At 35.7% G+C, this 18122-nt stretch carries 14 protein-coding genes; 6 read left to right on the forward strand and 8 right to left on the reverse strand.

Features of this window, described 5'->3' with window-relative positions:
* Nucleotides 1-35: 35 nt before the first annotated feature.
* On the reverse strand, nt 36-1931 hold the full coding sequence (locus A9G10_RS08330; protein WP_065559092.1) for a PTS mannitol transporter subunit IICBA: 1896 nt from the start codon (nt 1929-1931) through the stop codon (nt 36-38).
* Nucleotides 1932-2382: 451 nt separating this feature from the next.
* On the opposite strand from A9G10_RS08330, the gene A9G10_RS08335 reads away from it, so the two are divergent.
* Nucleotides 2383-3687 (forward strand): PAAR domain-containing protein, encoded by a 1305-nt coding sequence (locus tag A9G10_RS08335; RefSeq protein ID WP_065559093.1) that lies wholly within the window; start codon nt 2383-2385, stop codon nt 3685-3687.
* Nucleotides 3688-4199: 512 nt separating this feature from the next.
* On the opposite strand, the gene A9G10_RS08345 is transcribed toward A9G10_RS08335, so the two are convergent.
* Nucleotides 4200-4799: a retropepsin-like aspartic protease gene (locus A9G10_RS08345; protein WP_065559095.1), complete on the reverse strand. Its 600-nt coding sequence runs from the start codon at nt 4797-4799 to the stop codon at nt 4200-4202.
* 1146 nt (nt 4800-5945) lie between these two features.
* Here A9G10_RS08345 and A9G10_RS08350 point away from each other — a divergent pair.
* Nucleotides 5946-6185: an LPXTG cell wall anchor domain-containing protein gene (locus A9G10_RS08350; RefSeq protein ID WP_143425985.1), complete on the forward strand. Its 240-nt coding sequence runs from the start codon at nt 5946-5948 to the stop codon at nt 6183-6185.
* 144 nt (nt 6186-6329) lie between these two features.
* Here the strand turns inward: A9G10_RS08350 and glmS are convergent, their stop codons facing one another.
* Together glmS and glmU are read right to left on the reverse strand one after the other, a co-directional pair.
* Nucleotides 6330-8162: a glutamine--fructose-6-phosphate transaminase (isomerizing) gene (gene glmS / locus A9G10_RS08355; protein WP_065559097.1), complete on the reverse strand. Its 1833-nt coding sequence runs from the start codon at nt 8160-8162 to the stop codon at nt 6330-6332.
* A gap of 13 nt (nt 8163-8175) precedes the next feature.
* Nucleotides 8176-9552: a bifunctional UDP-N-acetylglucosamine diphosphorylase/glucosamine-1-phosphate N-acetyltransferase GlmU gene (gene glmU / locus A9G10_RS08360; RefSeq protein ID WP_143425986.1), complete on the reverse strand. Its 1377-nt coding sequence runs from the start codon at nt 9550-9552 to the stop codon at nt 8176-8178.
* Nucleotides 9553-9689: 137 nt separating this feature from the next.
* Between glmU and hemG the strand changes: the two genes are divergently transcribed.
* Together hemG and typA are read left to right on the forward strand one after the other, a co-directional pair.
* Nucleotides 9690-10232 (forward strand): menaquinone-dependent protoporphyrinogen IX dehydrogenase, encoded by a 543-nt coding sequence (gene hemG / locus A9G10_RS08365; protein ID WP_081299159.1) that lies wholly within the window; start codon nt 9690-9692, stop codon nt 10230-10232.
* A 155-nt stretch (nt 10233-10387) separates the two neighbouring features.
* The gene (typA, locus tag A9G10_RS08370) at nt 10388-12214 is read left to right on the forward strand and encodes a translational GTPase TypA (RefSeq protein ID WP_065559098.1); all 1827 of its coding nucleotides are present in this window, start codon (nt 10388-10390) and stop codon (nt 12212-12214) included.
* Nucleotides 12215-12276: 62 nt separating this feature from the next.
* Here typA and A9G10_RS08375 read toward each other — a convergent pair whose 3' ends face one another.
* Both A9G10_RS08375 and A9G10_RS08380 read right to left on the reverse strand, forming a co-directional pair.
* Entirely contained in the window at nt 12277-12699 is a 423-nt protein-coding gene (locus A9G10_RS08375; protein ID WP_065559099.1) for an RnfABCDGE type electron transport complex subunit B, read from the reverse strand.
* The gene (locus A9G10_RS08380; RefSeq protein ID WP_218837375.1) at nt 12699-14399 is read right to left on the reverse strand and encodes a formate--tetrahydrofolate ligase; all 1701 of its coding nucleotides are present in this window, start codon (nt 14397-14399) and stop codon (nt 12699-12701) included. The genes A9G10_RS08375 and A9G10_RS08380 overlap by 1 nt, the downstream gene beginning before the upstream one ends.
* 152 nt (nt 14400-14551) lie before the next feature.
* Here A9G10_RS08380 and sohB point away from each other — a divergent pair, with 152 nt between their 5' ends.
* Nucleotides 14552-15661: a protease SohB gene (sohB, locus tag A9G10_RS08385; protein WP_065559100.1), complete on the forward strand. Its 1110-nt coding sequence runs from the start codon at nt 14552-14554 to the stop codon at nt 15659-15661.
* A 45-nt stretch (nt 15662-15706) separates the two neighbouring features.
* The gene (locus A9G10_RS08390; RefSeq protein WP_065559101.1) at nt 15707-16114 is read left to right on the forward strand and encodes a hypothetical protein; all 408 of its coding nucleotides are present in this window, start codon (nt 15707-15709) and stop codon (nt 16112-16114) included.
* A 40-nt stretch (nt 16115-16154) separates the two neighbouring features.
* Here A9G10_RS08390 and A9G10_RS08395 read toward each other — a convergent pair whose 3' ends face one another.
* Together A9G10_RS08395 and A9G10_RS08400 are read right to left on the reverse strand one after the other, a co-directional pair.
* A complete protein-coding gene (locus tag A9G10_RS08395; protein ID WP_065559102.1) occupies nt 16155-17381 on the reverse strand; it encodes a beta-ketoacyl-ACP synthase in 1227 nt (408 codons plus the stop codon).
* Complete coding sequence (locus A9G10_RS08400) at nt 17378-18109, reverse strand: 3-ketoacyl-ACP reductase FabG2 (protein ID WP_065559103.1); 732 nt, start codon at nt 18107-18109, stop codon at nt 17378-17380. The genes A9G10_RS08395 and A9G10_RS08400 overlap by 4 nt, the downstream gene beginning before the upstream one ends.
* Between the last annotated feature and the right edge of the window lie 13 nt (nt 18110-18122).

Consider the following 18122-nt stretch of genomic DNA (forward strand, 5'->3'; position numbering starts at 1 on the left):
TTTCTTACCTAAACGTAAGGCGTACAAAAACGTCATTAGCCTAATAAGGCTAAAACCTCTTTCACGCTGTGAGTGGTTGTGAGTTTTGTAATGGTATTGGGGTCATCGAGAGCGTTGGTCAGCTTTGCAATCACGTCCAAATGTTCGTTGTTTCGTGCAGCTATCCCAATAACAATTTTGGCGTAATCCTCTTTGTTATCTCCGAATTGAACACCTGAGGGGTATTGGCAAAATACGATACCTGTATTAATTACACTGTCTTTAGCTTCAATGGTGCCATGAGGGACAGCGATAAATTCACCTAAATAGGTTGAAGTCAGTTTTTCACGTTTTAGCATCGACTCAATGTAGGCAGGGGCAACATAGCCATTTTCTACTAATTTTTGACCGGCAAATCGGATTGCTTCTTCTTTTGTTTTGGCGGTTAAATTTAAAAAAATATTTTTGTCGGTTAATTGGAAGAGAGAGGAATTTTCGGAAGTTTGGGGAGGATTTTTTGTCGTTATCTTTTGTTCAATTCCTAATGCCTGGTTAAGTTGGTCGACTAATTGACTGTATAGCTCACTATCTAAAAAGTTAGTTAACGATATATGCCAAGCATTGGGGGCATACTGTCTGGCTCGGTGCGTTAAATCTTGATGTGTAATGACGATATCTACATCATCGGGCAGATCATTAATGGCTAGATTGCTAACATTGATTGCCAAGTTGGCATTTTCAATCTTCTTGCGTAAAACACCGGCACCCATTGCACTTGAGCCCATGCCTGCATCGCAAGCCACGATTATTTTTTTGACTTTAGTTAGATCAAACGTTTCATTTTTTCTTCCTTTAGCCTCATCTTTTATGCTTGAAAGACTTAATTTGGCATCATCAAGACTTTTAGACGATGTTTTGGTTGTTTTTAATAAAATCGCTGACATAACAAAAGAGACAGCCGTCGCCGACATGACCGAAAGCGTTACGCCAAGGTAGGAACCTTTTGCCATACTCATCACAGCAAAAATCGAACCGGGCGAAGCTGGAGCTGTTAAACCTGCATGAAAAACTGTTAACGTGAATATTCCGGTCATTCCGCCCATAATAACGGCAATAATTAAGCGGGGATTCATTAATACATAGGGAAAGTAGATCTCATGAATTCCGCCAAAAAAATGAATGATCGCAGCACCACTAGCCGATCCTTTTGCGGCGCCCTTACCAAAAAACATATACGCCAATAAAAGCCCTAAACCGGGACCAGGATTGGCTTCAATTAAAAAGAAAATCGATTTACCGGTTTCTGCTACTTGTGTAACACCCAATGAGGTAAAGACACCATGATTAATGGCATTGTTGAGGAACAAAACTTTAGCCGGTTCCACCAAAATAGAGGTGAGTGGCAATAATCCACGATCAACCATAAATTGGACGGCGATAATCAATATACTTGTTAACCAAGCCACGGCTGGACCAATAGCAAAATAAGCAATTAGTGCAAGCATCATACCAAGAATGCCAGCTGAAAAGTTATTGACTAACATCTCAAAACCACTTTTAACCTTACCATCTATTAAGCAATCAAATTGCTTGATCATAAAGCCGCCTAAAGGACCAGCTATCATTGCGCCTAAAAACATTGGTATAGATGACCCGACAATTACGCCAATAGTCGTAATCGCACCAACAACGGCACCCCGCTCGTTATACATGAGTTTACCGCCGGTATAACCAATTAATAGTGGCAGTAAATAAGAGATCATTGGTCCAATAAACGAGGTTGATACACGCTCATTTGGAAACCATCCCCCAGCACTGGGATCCCTTGCGTTGTATAAAAAAATAGCGGTGATCAACCCCCATGCGATAAATGCGCCAATATTTGGCATAACCATATTGCTTAAAAAACGCCCAAAATTTTGGACTTTAACTTTTATGTTTGAACGACTCATTTTCGTTACCTTCCTTATTGATTGATGTCATTGAATTAACACTATTTTAGATACGTTCATGGCGTGGATTCATTAGAAAAAGTCAGTAAACGTGATCAAGATCACATTGCAAAAGGAGGGGTATTTTTAAAATTTGTGATTTAAATCACATTTTAAGAGTGATGAATTAAAAATATTCAAAAACAGCAGGCAAAAAATCTGAAAAGTTTCGAAAAAACAGTATTTAATATTTTTTAATTGATAATTTAAAACGATAACAAAAATGAATATCAAAAAGACTGATTATAGTTGATCATGGTTATATGTAATCGGTTTAAAATATAACCAATAATAAAAAAAGAAATTTTAAATCATAAAGTTAATTAAATTATTTGCCTTGATAATATCGTTTAATATTTATAAAATCATTACGATCAAAATTTGCTCAATCAATTTAAAAGGAAAGCATACGATGCAAAAATTATTAGCCGTTTTTGGAGATCCTACAACGACTGGAGGTAAAGTTATTTCAGCATCAAACAGGAGTTTTTCACACGGTCAGGGGATTGCATGTCAAGGAGATTATGCTACTTGTCCAAAATGTACCAAGCGAATGGGGCCAATTATTGAAGGTACTTATAATTATACAATAGATGGTAAACCAGCTGCTTATGACGGCTGTATTGTAGCTTGTGGATGTCCAATGGGTCATAATCGAATTATTGCTACCAAAAGTTATGTAATTGTCGGTATTTCAAATGATTCAATTACTAAAATTTCAAATTCATCCAAATTAAACGTTTTACGTACAACTTCTCGTACTTACCATAATGTTGTAAAACCTTTTAGTAATTCAATTGTTGATTCGAATAGGCAAAATTCAAATATTCGTCTTGATGCACAACGTCTCATGGAATGTGCTCATGAGTTATGTGAAAAACACCTTTATTATGATGAAGTTAAACAGTCTTTTATCAAAGAGGTTGACAATTTTGCTATGGATATTGTCGATAAAGTTGAAAATGGTGTGGTAAGCTATGATGAGGGATCAAATGCGATACAGACTGAAAAGCAAAGCTTATTAGAGCAGAGCTGGGAATGGATTAAGAAAGGACTGGCAGTTTTAGGAGCTATTATGTTAGCGGGTAGTGGTTTAGCGCTTTGTGCGACAGGCCCTGGAGGTATTATTATCGGTGTTTATATGATGGCACATGCTACAAGTAATTTACAGGAAGTTGTTACAGGTGAAGATGGTTTTATGAAATCAGCATATCAAAATGTTGCTCAAGCGCTGGGTATGTCTAAATATGTTGGTTCGCTTGCTTATGATTTCGTCGATTTGGGCATTTCAGTTCATGGTAAACTAAAATTAGAACCTAAATTAGATAAAACATTAAAAATCAATGAATTTAATCCAGTAAATAAAGAGGTTTTTAAATTATATTATTATGGTGTTCAGGATTTGCAAAGAGCGTTCAAAAGGATGAGTGGAAAATGGCTAACGGTTGAGATAGTAAGTGATGCTATATCTCTAACTGACATTGTAGATGAAGCTAAAAATATTTTCTTTAAAAATAAAGAGACTGATGAACCTGCATTATATATTCCTCAACCAGAAAATATTAATAATGTAGGTGAAATAATCCATTCATGTAATTTTGTTATGGCAGACAATTCGGATCCTAATAAAAGTTCGGGTTATTACAAATGTATCACACCAGACGGTTCAACATATCCTATATATTCCGATGAAAATAATGAAGAGGTTAATGAATAAACGTGGTGTTTTTAAATTATTTTTTATTTTATTTTTATTCTTTTCTCGGAATTATTATTTCTTTTCAATTTAGAAAATATACCGTTAATGATTATCGATATAATACTAAGTTAATATGGAAGAGGCGTATCAGTCTGATTTATAGCTATATTGTCACTATATCTCATGGTGTTTTATTATCTAAAGGGGGAGATATTTCCAAGTATAATTCAGATTATAATTTTTTAATATGGTCAACGTTTGTATTGTTTTTTATTGATTTTTTTGCGATATGGTGGGTTGAATATCCTAAAGAATTTAACAAAAAATGGAAATAAATCTTTATATTTTTTGCTTGTCATGCTTTCTAATTTAATTTTTAACTTATTCAATTTTTTCCATTTTTACTATAAATTTAGTTATGATGGAGTTTTTTTATGTAATGCCCATTTTATTGTTTTAAATTGGTTCTTGTTTATATATTGCATATGTTGATATATTAGTAAGTTTAAATACCGTAAATTTACGATATATTATTCTTCTGGTTGAGGTTTTATCCACATTTTCTGATTTTTAAAATCAATCTTAACGATATAACTATATAAAAAATCATTGCCAAGTATGCCATCAGAAGGCAAATCATCAGTTAACCCATCAAGTACTATAAAATCATCTTTGAAATTAGGAATATCGACAAACGATAGTTCCGTAATATAAAAAGGAAACTCCTTTAATTTTATTAATTCTTTGTTTTTAGAAAGTTTTTTAGAACTAATTATATTTTTTCCTGCACCAGTATCGAATATTAATGCATAACTTTTGACATCATCAGTAGCATTTAATATTAAATGTCCTTTTGAACCTTTAGTGAAAGGTATTTCTAACCAATCTTTTTCAATTTGTTTTGTAAAATTATCAGATAAAATGAGTTTGTTATTTATGATATCAAAAGTAACGACTTTATTTACAAAAAAGCCTAAACCAGCTACTGCAACATGTTGATAATCAGAATTTTGCTCTTTTTTGGCTTTTTTCTCTCCAGTATTTATATCTAAAATAGCTCCCCAAGGTTTATACTCTTCAATTTCTAATTTTTCATAAAATAAATTATTAATTTTAACGTTTCGTAACATAAATTGACGAGAATATTGGATGTTGCCTAGTATATCAGTGCGCTTTCGTTTATCATCTTTTTCAACTTTATCTTCAATTTTATTAATAATATCTATTGGTAAATTTAAGGCCTCTGTAGTTCCTGTATCTAGTATACATACAAGTTCTTCATCAAGATCATTAATTTTTAATGCTATAATTATTTGACCTTGCTCATCTTCATCTAAGAACCATTCTAATTCTTGGGATTGTGATAAAAATGGAATTATTGTAAAAAAACTACACTTAATAATATTTTTTTCATTTTAACTGTTCTATAATTTGTATGACAAAAAATTATGCAGTAAAAGTTTATATTACTGCATAAATATTAGTGAAACTCAGTTAGAATTTACCATGACGTGCCGATACTTATACCATAATGCCATTCATCTTTACCTTTTTCTATTGAAATTTGACAACCGCTTTTAATGACTTCTCAATGAGTATCGTTAGCTAATTTATCTCATTTTTCGGCAAGGTCATTTATTTGAGACCCATTGAGTTTAGATGTGTCTAGCGATTTGCTTTTTTTATGTAAATAATAGCTTCTTATAATAAATGCGTAAAGAAAATGTTAACAAAGTAAAATTAATGCTAAGTTATTGAATTTTTAAAGTCAACGAAAATTTAAATTATTCGTTAATTTTTTAACATAGGTAAAAATTTAATTTTCAATCGTAGGAAATAATTATTTGAATTAGAAATAATATTGTATTTTTGTAGTTAATCATTATGTTAAATAGCTTTAAATGAGTTAAGAAAAATTAACTTCGTTATATGATTTAATAATTTTTCTTATTTTATATGAATTTAATCAAAGATATTTTAAGTAAATTTTTGCAAACACCTTTTGTATAACTCCGTTTATCGGTAGTTGATTGTTATTGAAGTCCAATTCAAAAAAGATTTTCAGTGGTTTTTTAGCGAAATATTTTAGATAAGTATATGATTCTTATAACTTGATGTAAAGTTAATTTCTGTTTTCATTACCACCTGCCTTTGTAAGGCAGTTTTTATATTTATAATTTCGAAAATGAAACATTCATTTTAGGATTAGTTTTTACATTGATGTATACATTAAATTATTATCTATTTTTATTCCAGTTGGTGGTTTATGGATTGCTATGGGTTGTAGCATTTTAGCTTTAATCACATTTGTCCAATTCCCTACACTTTCAGGCGTTACATTCGGAATCAATATTATTAGTACTGCGTTTTTATCACCTTCATTATTACTAGCAAGTGCAGCTAATAATGGCGAAAATAGCGGTGTTTATTTTTTCTATGTAGGTTTCCATGTCATTTTAATGCTAATCGCATTCATTCTATTTTTTATATTCAAAAAGAAAAAAGCTGCAGCTTAAACTCAAATAATTTTTGAATTAATCAATTTTTGCTTAACCCAATCAGTCTATGGATGATATTGGGTTATTCAAACTCGTTAAAAAAGAGACTCGTCTAATAGATCAATTTGGAACTAAAGGCCGTTAGATAATATATTTAAAAAGCTATTCAACAGTCACCGATTTTGCCAAATTACGAGGTTGATCAACATCTGTACCTTTTATTAAAGCCACATGATACGCTAATAATTGTGTCGGTACGGTGTAGTAGATAGGTGCCGTTAACTCTTCAATATAAGGTAGGTTAAGGATATGCATTGTATCATCGCTTATAAATCCTGCATCTTGTTCGGCAAAAACATAAAGTTGGCCGCCCCGAGCCCGAACTTCTTCAATATTTGATTTTAGCTTTTCTAGCATGTCGTTTGAGGGTGCCATCACTATGACGGGCATATCGGCATCAATAAGAGCTAAAGGCCCATGTTTTAGTTCACCTGCTGCATAGGCTTCTGCATGAATATAAGATATCTCTTTTAATTTTAATGATGCTTCCATGGCAATCGGGTATTGCTCGCCACGACCTAAAAAGAGCGCATGATGTTTATTAACAAATTGTTCGGCCAGTTTTTTGATTTTCGGTTCCGCCATAAGTACTTGTTCAATACGATTGGGCAAGGTTTGGAGAGCATGGACAATTGCTTGTTCCGTACTTTGAGCCATCTGATTTAATCGACCTAATTTTGCAACAAGTAGTAGTAATACAGTCAATTGAGTGGTAAATGCTTTCGTTGAAGCTACACCAATTTCAACCCCTGCTTTGGTTAATAATACCAGTTCGGTTTCACGTACTAACGTTGAAGCAGCGACATTACATATGGCTAGGGTGCTTAAATAGTGATTTTCTTTTGCTAACCTTAATGCGGCAAGTGTATCAGCGGTTTCACCCGATTGAGATATTGAAATAAATAAACTTTTTTTACGCTTAGCAGGTTTACGATAGCGAAATTCTGATGCTATTTCAACATCACAAGGAATCCCTGCTAATGCTTCAAACCAATAGCGAGCAACCATACCAGCATTATAAGCGGTACCGCAAGCAACAATTTGGATATGTTCAACTTGCTTAAGTATCGTGTTAGATTGTTCGCCTAATTCAGATAAATTGACTTTACCATGCTGTATACGACCTTCCAATGTATTTTTGATTGCATTAGGTTGTTCGTATATCTCTTTTTGCATGTAATGGTTATAGCCTGCTTTACTCCCTGCATCATATTTAACATCAGAGGTGACAAATGGGCGCTTAACTTGATTGTTATTTTTATCAAATATAGAAACGGTTTTGTGTGTAATTAGTGCAATATCACCTTCTTCTAAATAGATAAACTGATTGGTCACGGGTAATAAAGCAAGTTGATCTGAGGCAATAAAATGTTCAGCGATACCACAACCAATCACTAATGGGCTACCGGAACGAGCTGCCACAAGTTGGTCAGGGTTTCGTATGTCCATAATTACGGTACCATAAGCTCCTCGTAGTAATGGTATGGCTTTTTTTACCGCATCAAATAATGAACAATTATCAGTTGAAACGATATCGTGAATTAAGTGGGCAATAACTTCCGTATCTGTTTCAGAGCGAAATTGATAGCCTTTAGCAATCAACTTTTCACGGAGTGGTTCATAGTTTTCAATAATACCATTATGAACAACAGCAATATAATCGGAAATATGGGGATGCGCATTGTGTTCTGTCGGTTCACCATGTGTAGCCCAACGTGTATGCGCAATGCCTATCGAGCCTTTTAATGGTTTGCTATCAAGTGCTTCTTTCAGTTTATTGACTTTTCCAACTCGCCTTACCCTTTGTAATTCACCTTGTGGTGATATAATTGCAAGACCAGCCGAATCATAACCCCGATACTCTAATCGTTTTAAGCCTTCTAACAGAATTTCTGCTACATCACGGTTAGCAATGGCACCGACAATTCCACACACAGTTTACTCCTCGCTATTTTGATTTTGTAGGTCGCTTCCAGCCACTAATTTGTCTTTGTTTAACACGGCTTACCACAAGTTCATTGTCCCCTACGTTGTTAGTAACCGTTGTTCCTGCTGCAATGGTTGCGCCTTTACCAATTTTCACTGGGGCAATTAACTGTGTATCAGAGCCAACAAATACATCGTCTTCAATAATGGTTTCAAATTTGTTTGCACCATCATAATTACAAGTGATAGTGCCTGCACCGATATTAACGTTACTCCCTATTTCACTATCTCCAAGGTAACTTAAATGACCCGCTTTACTGGCTTTGCCTAAATGGGCTTTTTTAAGTTCAACAAAGTTGCCGACATGTGCCTTTTCATCGAGTTTTGAGCCTGGTCGTAATCGAGCAAAAGGCCCTATCGTACATTGTTCAGCAATGATTGAATCTTCAATTATGCTATAAGGACTAATTTCACTATTATCGCCAATGATACAGTCTTTTAAGATACATCCAGCACCGATAAAGACGTTATTCCCTAATTTGACATTGCCTTTGAGGATGACGTTACAATCAATGGTGACATCCATACCATGTGAAAGTGTACCTCGTAAGTCAAATCGTTCGGGATCAAGTAGAGTCACGCCTGCATTAAGTAAACGTTTCGCTTGTTGCTGTTGATAGTGGCGTTCTAGTGTGGCCAATTGTAGACGATTATTAACTCCCTCAACTTCAAATTGTTCAATAGGGTGAGCAGTAATAATGTCATATCCATCTTGATAAGCAAAATTGATAATATCAGTGAGATAGTACTCTTTTTGTGCATTATGATTGGTTAAACGAGATAACCAGTTTTTCAATAGTTTTCCTGTTACGATCATAATGCCCGTATTAATTTCATTAATTTTTTTCTGTTCTGGCGTGGCATCTTTTTGTTCAACAATGGCAGTCACTTTGCCATTTTTACGCTCAATACGTCCATAGCCAGTTGGATCATCCAGTTTAACGGTTAACAGTGCAATACCTTGTTTGGGTTTATTGTTAATTAAAGTTTGCAATGTTTGAGCCGATATAAGTGGCGTATCACCATATAAAATCAAAATATCTTCTTCATCTTGAATATAAGGTATGGCTTGCTGGACTGCGTGTCCTGTTCCAAGTTGCTCAGCTTGAAAAACAAGATTTACAGATTGATTTTCCAGTGCCTTTTCAAGCTGATCTTTGCCATGTCCATAGATAATATTGATATAATGGGGATTAAGTTGTTGAACAGTATCAATAACATGTTGTAACATCGGTTTATCGCCGATTTTGTGTAAAACTTTAGGAAGGTTGGAATACATCCGTGTGCCTTTTCCTGCCGCCAAAATAATTGCACTCAGTTTTGGAGGTGAAATCGTCATATTCAGTTCCGGTCTGGTTAAATTAGCTTAATACTATAATCAAAGTTTTGCATGAAATCATCCCGAATTTGTTAATTTTTATCATAAAAAAAGTAATATTGATAATTAGTCGATATTTAAAATAAAGAGGCAATGTTATGACCACTGCTATTAAAGTCTTGTTACTTTATACTACGCACGAAAAACAAACACTCAAAATTATGGAGCGAATAAAAAACCGTTTGGGTCACAAGTGTGATTGTGACGTGATTGAATTATTACCGGATACCAAAATCGATTTAACACCCTATCAAGCTGTGCTACTTGGAAGTTCAATTCGTTATGGTTTTTACAGTAAAATAATGAAAAAATTTATTGATGCTCATTATCAGCAATTAAATCAAATAAAGTCTGGATTTTTTGGGGTGAATATGGTGGCAAGAAAGCCCAATAAAAATACTCCTGAAAACAATTTATATACCAGAAAGTTTTTAGCTAAAATATTATGGAAACCGACCATCAAAGCTGTCTTTGCTGGGGCACTTTATTATCCACAATATAATTGGTTTGACCGTAATATGATCCGTTTTATTATGTGGCTTGGAAAAGGCGATACCGATGTAAGTAAACCCATGATTGAATATACAGATTGGTCAAAAGTAGAAGAGTTTGCTGATCAGTTTTATGCCGAAGTGTGTTAATAATCTAATTTTTTGTAATATAATTTAAAAATTCTAAATGGTTACCAATTTATTGCACTCTTTTAAAGAAACTTTATGATATAGATCAACATTTGGATCAAAAAGGTGTACAATATTGCGCCTAAAGAATCTGTCTCCTAATTGGGATTTTAATTGTGATTGAAAATTTAAGAAACATAGCCATTATTGCTCACGTTGACCATGGTAAAACAACTTTGGTTGATAAATTGTTGAAACAGTCAGGTACGCTTGATAATTTGCGTGGTGACGATAACGAGCGAATAATGGATTCAAATGCGCTTGAAAAAGAGCGTGGTATTACCATTTTAGCTAAAAACACAGCGATTGACTGGAATGGTTACCGAATAAATATTGTTGACACCCCAGGACATGCTGATTTTGGTGGTGAAGTTGAACGTGTTATGTCTATGGTGGATTCTGTGCTATTGCTGGTTGATGCAATGGACGGCCCAATGCCACAAACACGTTTTGTGACACAAAAAGCATTTGCTCATGGTTTAAAGCCAATCGTTGTTATTAATAAAGTTGACCGTCCGGGTGCGCGTCCTGATTGGGTTGTCGATCAAGTGTTTGACTTGTTTGTCAATTTAGGTGCGACTGATGAACAATTAGATTTTCCGATTGTTTATGCTTCCGCTTTAATGGGAATCGCAGGGCTTGACCATGAAAATATGGCTGAAGATATGACGCCATTATTCGAAGCGATTGTAAAATATGTTGAGCCACCGAAAGTTGATTTAGACGGCCCATTCCAAATGCAAATTTCACAACTTGATTATAATAATTATGTTGGTGTTATAGGCATTGGTCGCATTAAACGAGGTCGTGTAAAACCAAATCAACAAGTCACTATTATTGATAGTGAAGGGAATAAACGCACGGGTAAAGTAGGGCAAGTTTTAGGTCATTTAGGCTTGCAACGTTATGAAGCAGAAGTTGCTGAAGCCGGTGATATTATTGCTTTAACTGGATTAGGTGAGTTAGGTATTTCTGATACGATTTGTGATAATAGTTGTGTTGAAGCTTTACCTGCTTTAAGTGTTGATGAACCAACCGTAACGATGTTCTTTAATGTCAACAGTTCTCCTTTTGCTGGTAAAGAAGGTAAATATGTTACTTCACGTCAAATTTTAGAACGTTTAAGAAAAGAACTCGTGCATAACGTTGCGCTTCGTGTTGAAGAAACGCCAGATCCGGATGCATTTAGAGTATCTGGTCGAGGTGAATTGCATTTATCAGTATTAATCGAAAATATGCGTCGGGAAGGTTATGAACTAGGGGTATCACGCCCTAAAGTTATTTATCGTGACATTGACGGTAAAAAACAAGAACCATTTGAACAAGTGACGCTTGATATCGAAGAGCAACATCAAGGTTCAGTGATGGAAGCACTTGGTTTACGTAAAGGTGATTTAACCAATATGTTACCTGATGGTAAAGGACGTGTACGTCTAGATTATGTGATTCCAAGCCGTGGTCTTATCGGTTTTAGAACTGAATTTATGACAATGACGTCGGGTACTGGTCTACTTTATTCTACATTCAGTCATTATGATGATGTGCGCCCAGGTGAAATTGGACAACGTAATAACGGGGTTATGATTTCCAACGGTACCGGTAAAGCATTAGCGTATGCGCTTTATAGCTTGCAAGATCGCGGTAAATTGTTCTTAGGTCATGGTGCTGAAGTTTATGAAGGTCAAATTATTGGTATTCATACTCGATCAAATGATTTAACGGTTAACTGTTTGACAGGTAAAAAATTAACCAATATGCGTGCGTCAGGTACCGATGAAGCGACAACGCTTTCACCACCTGTTAAGATGTCATTAGAACAAGCATTAGAGTTTATTGATGATGATGAATTAGTCGAAGTTACGCCATTATCGATTCGTATTCGTAAACGTCATCTAACTGAAAATGATCGTAAACGAGCATTTAGAAGTGGCAATAAAGACTAATACATGTTTGATGTTAACCGAATGAATAATTGGTTGGCATTAAGTCTTAAATAAAAACCTCGCTATTTAGCGAGGTTTTTTTTGGCTTTTACTCTAGCAATAGCATCAGCAATCGACTGTTTTCGATCGGTTTGGCTTACTACATTTTGAGTATTACTTGCTGGCACAGAGCGAGGAAATAATATTGTCGGTGGAACTAACTGATTGTGATTGAGCCGTTGCTGCTTTTTCTGCGTTAACTGTAACTCTTCTGTGTCACTTAGTCTCATGCCTAAAGTGCTTAAAGTGATACAGTCCGTTGGGCAGGTATTAATACAATTACTACATGCGGTACATAATTGTGGCAAAATGGTATGTAAAACTTGTTTACTGCCAACAATTGCATCGGTTGGGCAAACGCGAATACATTTGCCACAGCCAATACAGTTTTGTTCATCTATAAATGCTTTATATTGTTGTTTGGTTTGCATAATCACTTCTTGCATTAGCTTAAACCTATAATATTACCATCTTTGTCAATATCAATTTGCCTATATGCTGGATTGGTACCAAGTCCTGGCATGGTCATGACGTTTCCTGCATAAACTCGGATAAAACCAGCACCAGCGGATATGGCTAGATGACTGATATCGACATCAAAGTTAGTAGGAACATTTTTTAAGTTGGCATCAGCACTAATTGACATGGGTGTTTTTGCAATACAAAGTGGCAGATGATCCAGTTTCAATGCTTCGATCTCTTTGATGTTTTCCAATGCTTTAGCTGATAAATTTGCTTTGTTAGCACCATATTTTTTTACCATAGTTTGAATCTTATCAATCAATGGCATGTTATCTGGGTAGGGCAATTGAATTTTACTCGGCATAGCACAAGCTTTGATAACATGCTCAGCCAGTTTTTCAGCACCTTTACCACCTTGTGTAAAGACTTCACTAATTTCACACGCCAATGCGCCATGTTCAACCGCGTATTTTTGTAAGAAAGCAAGTTCTTCTTTGCTATCATGTGGAAAGCGGTTTATAGCCACAATGACTTGTAAACCATAACTTTTAGCATTATTGATATGCCACGCCAAGTTAGCTGCACCAATTTCAAGTAATTCAACATTAGATTCCGATATCTCTTTTGGAATGGGTTGACCCGGTTTAATGTTATATTTACCACTGTTAGATTTTAAACTTCGTACAGTCGCTACCAATACAACACAATCGGCTTTGATTCCTGCTTGGCGATATTTGATATTGAAGAATTTTTCCATCCCCATATCCGAGCCAAATCCTGCTTCAGTCACCACATAGTCAGCAAGTTTTAATGCAATGCGATCCGCAATAACAGAAGAGTTACCATGCGCAATATTAGCAAAAGGCCCAGCATGAATTAAAACCGGTGTATTTTCGACAGTTTGCATCAGATTTGGGTTAATGGCATTTTTAAGTAATACTGTCATTGCACCTGCAACTTCAAGTTGCTCAGCCGTTATCGGTTCGCCATTAGTATTATAAGCTAAAATAATACGTCCAATGCGTTCACGCATATCTTGTAAATCCGAAGCTAAAGCTAAAATTGCCATAAGCTCAGAAGCAGCGGTAATTTCAAATCCATCTTGACGTTCAACGCCATTTACACCACCACCGACGCCAACAGTGATTTTACGTAATGCTCGATCGTTATGATCAATGACGCGTTTCCAAACAATGCGATGAATATCAATATTCAAACGAGGTAATCCCGTTTCGTTTGTGAATTCATCACCAAGACGATCTTCGTGATAAAGTCGTGAATCTAATGCTGCCGATGCTAAATCATGCGCTGCTGTTATCGCATGGATATCACCCGTTAAATGTAAATTTAATGTCTCCATCGGTAATACTTCGGCTTGCCCACCACCGGCTGCGCCACCTTTTACGCCAAATACCGGTCCAAGACTGGGTTGACGAATGCAAGCAATCGCTTTTTTGCCTAAGTAATTCAATCCTTCACTTAGCCCAATGGTATTGACCGTTTTACCTTCTCCAAGGGGAGTTGGCGTAATAGCAGTAACAAGTACCAATTTTCCTGTTGTTTTGTTTTGATTTTCTTTGATAATGGATAAATCGATCTTGGCTACATGTTTACCATAAGGAAGGACAAATTCTTCAGGTATATTACAGTGATTGGCAATTTCGGTAATTGGGCGTAAAGACATATTCGTTCTCATATAACAATAAATTGGGCTAACAGTATAAATAATTTGAATTGCCGAATAAAGCGACAATTTTTATCTTTGTTGATTTTCGGCACAATCCTCAATTATATTGTTATAATAAACAAAATATTCAATCAAAGGATAATAGTTAAATGAATTGGTTTTCAGTATATTCTCTTTTCTTAGCTGAAACAGCTACTGTTGTTGTTGCAATTTTAGCTGTGCTTATCTTCATATTAAGTCAGCGTCGCAAATCGTCAACGATTGCCGGTCGCTTATCGGTGAAGGATATCAGTCAAGAGTATGAACAAGTTAAAGATGACATGTTTATGTCGAGCATGGACGAGCTCGAAGCTAAGCAGTTTATGAAAGATCTCAAAAAACAGAAAAAGCTTGAGAAAAAACAGGCAAAATTAGCAGCTAAGCAAAAAAAGAAACAGGAAAAAGCGGGCGAACAGCCTAAAGCAGGGCTTACCGAAGATTCGGCTGATTCACAGACCATTGACCAAACGGGCGAAAAGACCAAACCCAAACTATTTGTGTTGTCTTTTAATGGTAGTATGGATGCGCACGAAGTTGAAGAATTACGTCAAGAAATTACGGCGGTATTAGCGATTATTAAACCTGAAGATGAAGTCGTGATTAAACTTGAAAGCCCTGGTGGTGTGGTACATGGTTATGGATTAGCTGCATCACAATTATTACGTTTCAGAACTCGTAATATTCCTTTTACTGCTGTGGTTGATAAAGTGGCAGCGAGTGGTGGATATATGATGGCATGTACTGCCAATAAAATTGTTGCAGCACCTTTTGCTATCGTTGGTTCGATTGGTGTGGTTGCTCAGATTCCTAACTTTAATCGATTACTTAAAAAGCATGATGTGGATATTGAGTTGCAAACAGCAGGGGAGTATAAACGGACGTTAACTATGTTTGGTGAAAACACTGATGAAGGTCGCCAAAAATTCAAACAAGAACTTGAAGAAACTCATCTGTTATTTAAAGATTTTGTTAAAGAGTATCGTCCCAATATCGATATCGATCAAGTGGCAACGGGTGAACACTGGTTTGCAATGCAAGCGAAAGATAAAGGCTTGGTGGATGAAATAAGTACCAGTGATGATTTTATTTTATCTCATTTAGATTCGCATAAAATTATATCTGTAAGTTATCAACGTAGACAAAAACTTTCTGAGAAAATCTCAAAAAATGTGGTAAAAAGCGTTGAAAGATTGTTTTTCAGACAAGGAAATGGGCTGTAATGCCCTTTTCATTAGTAAGAAACTGAGCGTAGATTGAATATAAAAATGACCGATGAAAAGCATATTCAGATAACCTTAATCCGTCAAGGGAAAACGGAAAAAGCTGAAATTTACTTTGAAAAAACAGAAACTGATGAATACCATTTAAAAATTTTGTTTGGCAATAATGATAGTTTTGAAGTAACTGATAATGATTGTTTTAACTGTTTTTGTCAAATTAGGGATCATTTCACCGATATCACCTTTCTTTGCAAAGGAGCGAAAGAAAACGTTTACCCATCTAGAATGGCGAGAGATATGGGGGGTGGGTTAGTCGCTTATCAATTAACCATTGGTAAACATGCTGAACAAAAAGATTTAGTGCCTATTTTTGATTTTGACGATGAAAATATTGTTTCTACAAAAAAACAAGAAGATTTTTTTAAGACTTGGTTGCACACACCTAGAAAATAACAACTGTAATTAAGTTATACAGTTGTTATTTCAAGAAAAATTAAATACGTTTAATAATAATTGAAGTGTTGATGCCGCCAAAAGCAAAATTATTGGTTTGCATATACTCAATATCCAAATTTCGACCTGAACCGACAATATAATCTAAGTCTCCACAAGCAGGATCAACATTTTCAAGGTTAATAGTTGGGTTGAACCAACCACTATGCATCATTTCGACAGATAACCAAGCTTCTATTGCACCACAAGCCCCAAGTGTATGTCCAAAATAGCTTTTTAATGATGATATTGGGGTTTGGTTACCATAGATATTGGCTACAGCATTACTTTCGGCTATATCGCCTCTGGCTGTTGCTGTTCCGTGTGCACTAATGTAACCAATTTGTTTAGGATCTAATTTGGCTTGTTTTAACGCTTCTTCCATACAAATTTGAATGGTTTCTTGGCGTGGTTGTGTGATATGACTAGCATCACAATTGGTTTTAAAACTGATAATTTCACCATATATTTTAGCACCTCGGGCTTTGGCATGTTCATACTCTTCAAGTATAAGTGCACCGGCTCCTTCACCAATAACCAGTCCGTCTCTATCTCGATCATAAGGTCGTGGTGATTTTTTTGGTTGATCGTTTAATTGGCTTGTTGCGAATAACGTATCAAATACAGCAGCTTCGGAAGGGCATAACTCTTCAGCGCCTCCAGCAACCATAATAGTTTGCATCCCGTATTTAATGGCTTCATAAGCATATCCAATAGCTTGGCTTCCGGAAGTACAAGCACTCGAGGTTGTTATCAATCTACCTTTTAATCCAAAAAACAAGCCAGTGTTTACCGCTGTTGTGTGTGGCATCATTTGTATATAGGTAGTCGCCGTTATGTTGTTAGTATGTTTTTCGTTTAACATAGTTGCAAATTCAGCAACCGGCTGAGTGCTTCCTGTTGAAGAACCAAAAGCGATACCTGTTTCACCATTCGTTAGGATTGGATCATCTAATAATCCTGCTTTTTCTAACGCGAGTTCTGTTGCTTTGGTCGACAGTAATGATACTCTACCCATAGAGCGAGTTTTTTTACGGGTATAATGTTCTGGCAAGGTAAAATTGTCGATAGGGGCACCCAATTTTGTGTGCAGTCCGTCATAAATTTCCCATTCAGGCATATATCTGACGGCATTATTTAATTGCTTTAAATTCGTTTGCACACTCAACCAGTCATTGCCAAATGCCGTGACCCCTCCCATACCTGTTATAACGACTCTTTTGGTCATATCATTCCTCCATTGATTGAAATGACTTGGCGTGTGATATATCCCGCTAAATCTGACATTAAATAGCTGGCAAGCCCCGCAACTTCTTCAACCTGTCCCATTCGTTTTAATGGAATCATTTTCATTGCTTCTTGCAGTGCAATGGGTTCCATATCTAATATGCCAGTATCAATTAATCCCGGAGCAATACAATTAACAGTGATTTTTCGTTTAGCCAGTTCAAGTGCTAAGGCTTTACTTGCGCCGATTACCCCTGCTTTTGCTGCGCTATAATTAACTTGCCCTCGATTGCCTGCTATGCCAGAGACAGATGAGATAACAATAATACGACCGCCACGGCGTAGTCCAATCATTGGCATAATACAAGGATGAAGAACATTATAAAAACTGTCGAGATCTGTATGAATAACATCTTTCCAATCATTTTCTGTTAATGCAGGGAAGGCGCCATCTCGTATGATTCCTGCATTATTAACAACACCATAATAGGCGCCATTAAGTGCAATATCTTGCTCAATCGTTTGTTGACATTGCGAATGGTTACTGACATCAAATTGTATTAAACGTGCTTTACCACCCAATTTTTCAATGGTGACTTGAGTATCAAGCGCTCCTTGCTTATCACTGTGGTAATGAACGGCGATAGTGAAACCATCTTGTGAAAGTTTGTAAGCAATCGCTTGACCAATTCCTTTACTTGCCCCAGTGACAAGTACTGTTCTTTCCATTATTGTTCTTCTC

The organism is Gilliamella sp. wkB308, assembly GCF_001690185.1.
Classification (GTDB): Bacteria; Pseudomonadota; Gammaproteobacteria; order Enterobacterales; family Orbaceae; genus Gilliamella; species Gilliamella apicola_I.

Bases quoted from the DNA above. Each gene is read 5' to 3' on its own strand.
- A9G10_RS08345 (WP_065559095.1), bottom strand. From the start codon at position 4,799: ATGTTACGAAACGTTAAAATTAATAATTTATTTTATGAAAAATTAGAA.
- A9G10_RS08350 (WP_143425985.1), top strand. From the start codon at position 5,946: ATGGGTTGTAGCATTTTAGCTTTAATCACATTTGTCCAATTCCCTACA.
- A9G10_RS08335 (WP_065559093.1), top strand. From the start codon at position 2,383: ATGCAAAAATTATTAGCCGTTTTTGGAGATCCTACAACGACTGGAGGT.
- A9G10_RS08390 (WP_065559101.1), top strand. From the start codon at position 15,707: ATGACCGATGAAAAGCATATTCAGATAACCTTAATCCGTCAAGGGAAA.
- A9G10_RS08380 (WP_218837375.1), bottom strand. From the start codon at position 14,399: ATGTCTTTACGCCCAATTACCGAAATTGCCAATCACTGTAATATACCT.
- A9G10_RS08375 (WP_065559099.1), bottom strand. From the start codon at position 12,699: ATGCAAGAAGTGATTATGCAAACCAAACAACAATATAAAGCATTTATA.
- A9G10_RS08400 (WP_065559103.1), bottom strand. From the start codon at position 18,109: ATGGAAAGAACAGTACTTGTCACTGGGGCAAGTAAAGGAATTGGTCAA.
- A9G10_RS08330 (WP_065559092.1), bottom strand. From the start codon at position 1,931: ATGAGTCGTTCAAACATAAAAGTTAAAGTCCAAAATTTTGGGCGTTTT.
- sohB (WP_065559100.1), top strand. From the start codon at position 14,552: ATGAATTGGTTTTCAGTATATTCTCTTTTCTTAGCTGAAACAGCTACT.
- A9G10_RS08395 (WP_065559102.1), bottom strand. From the start codon at position 17,381: ATGACCAAAAGAGTCGTTATAACAGGTATGGGAGGGGTCACGGCATTT.
- glmU (WP_143425986.1), bottom strand. From the start codon at position 9,552: ATGACGATTTCACCTCCAAAACTGAGTGCAATTATTTTGGCGGCAGGA.
- hemG (WP_081299159.1), top strand. From the start codon at position 9,690: ATGACCACTGCTATTAAAGTCTTGTTACTTTATACTACGCACGAAAAA.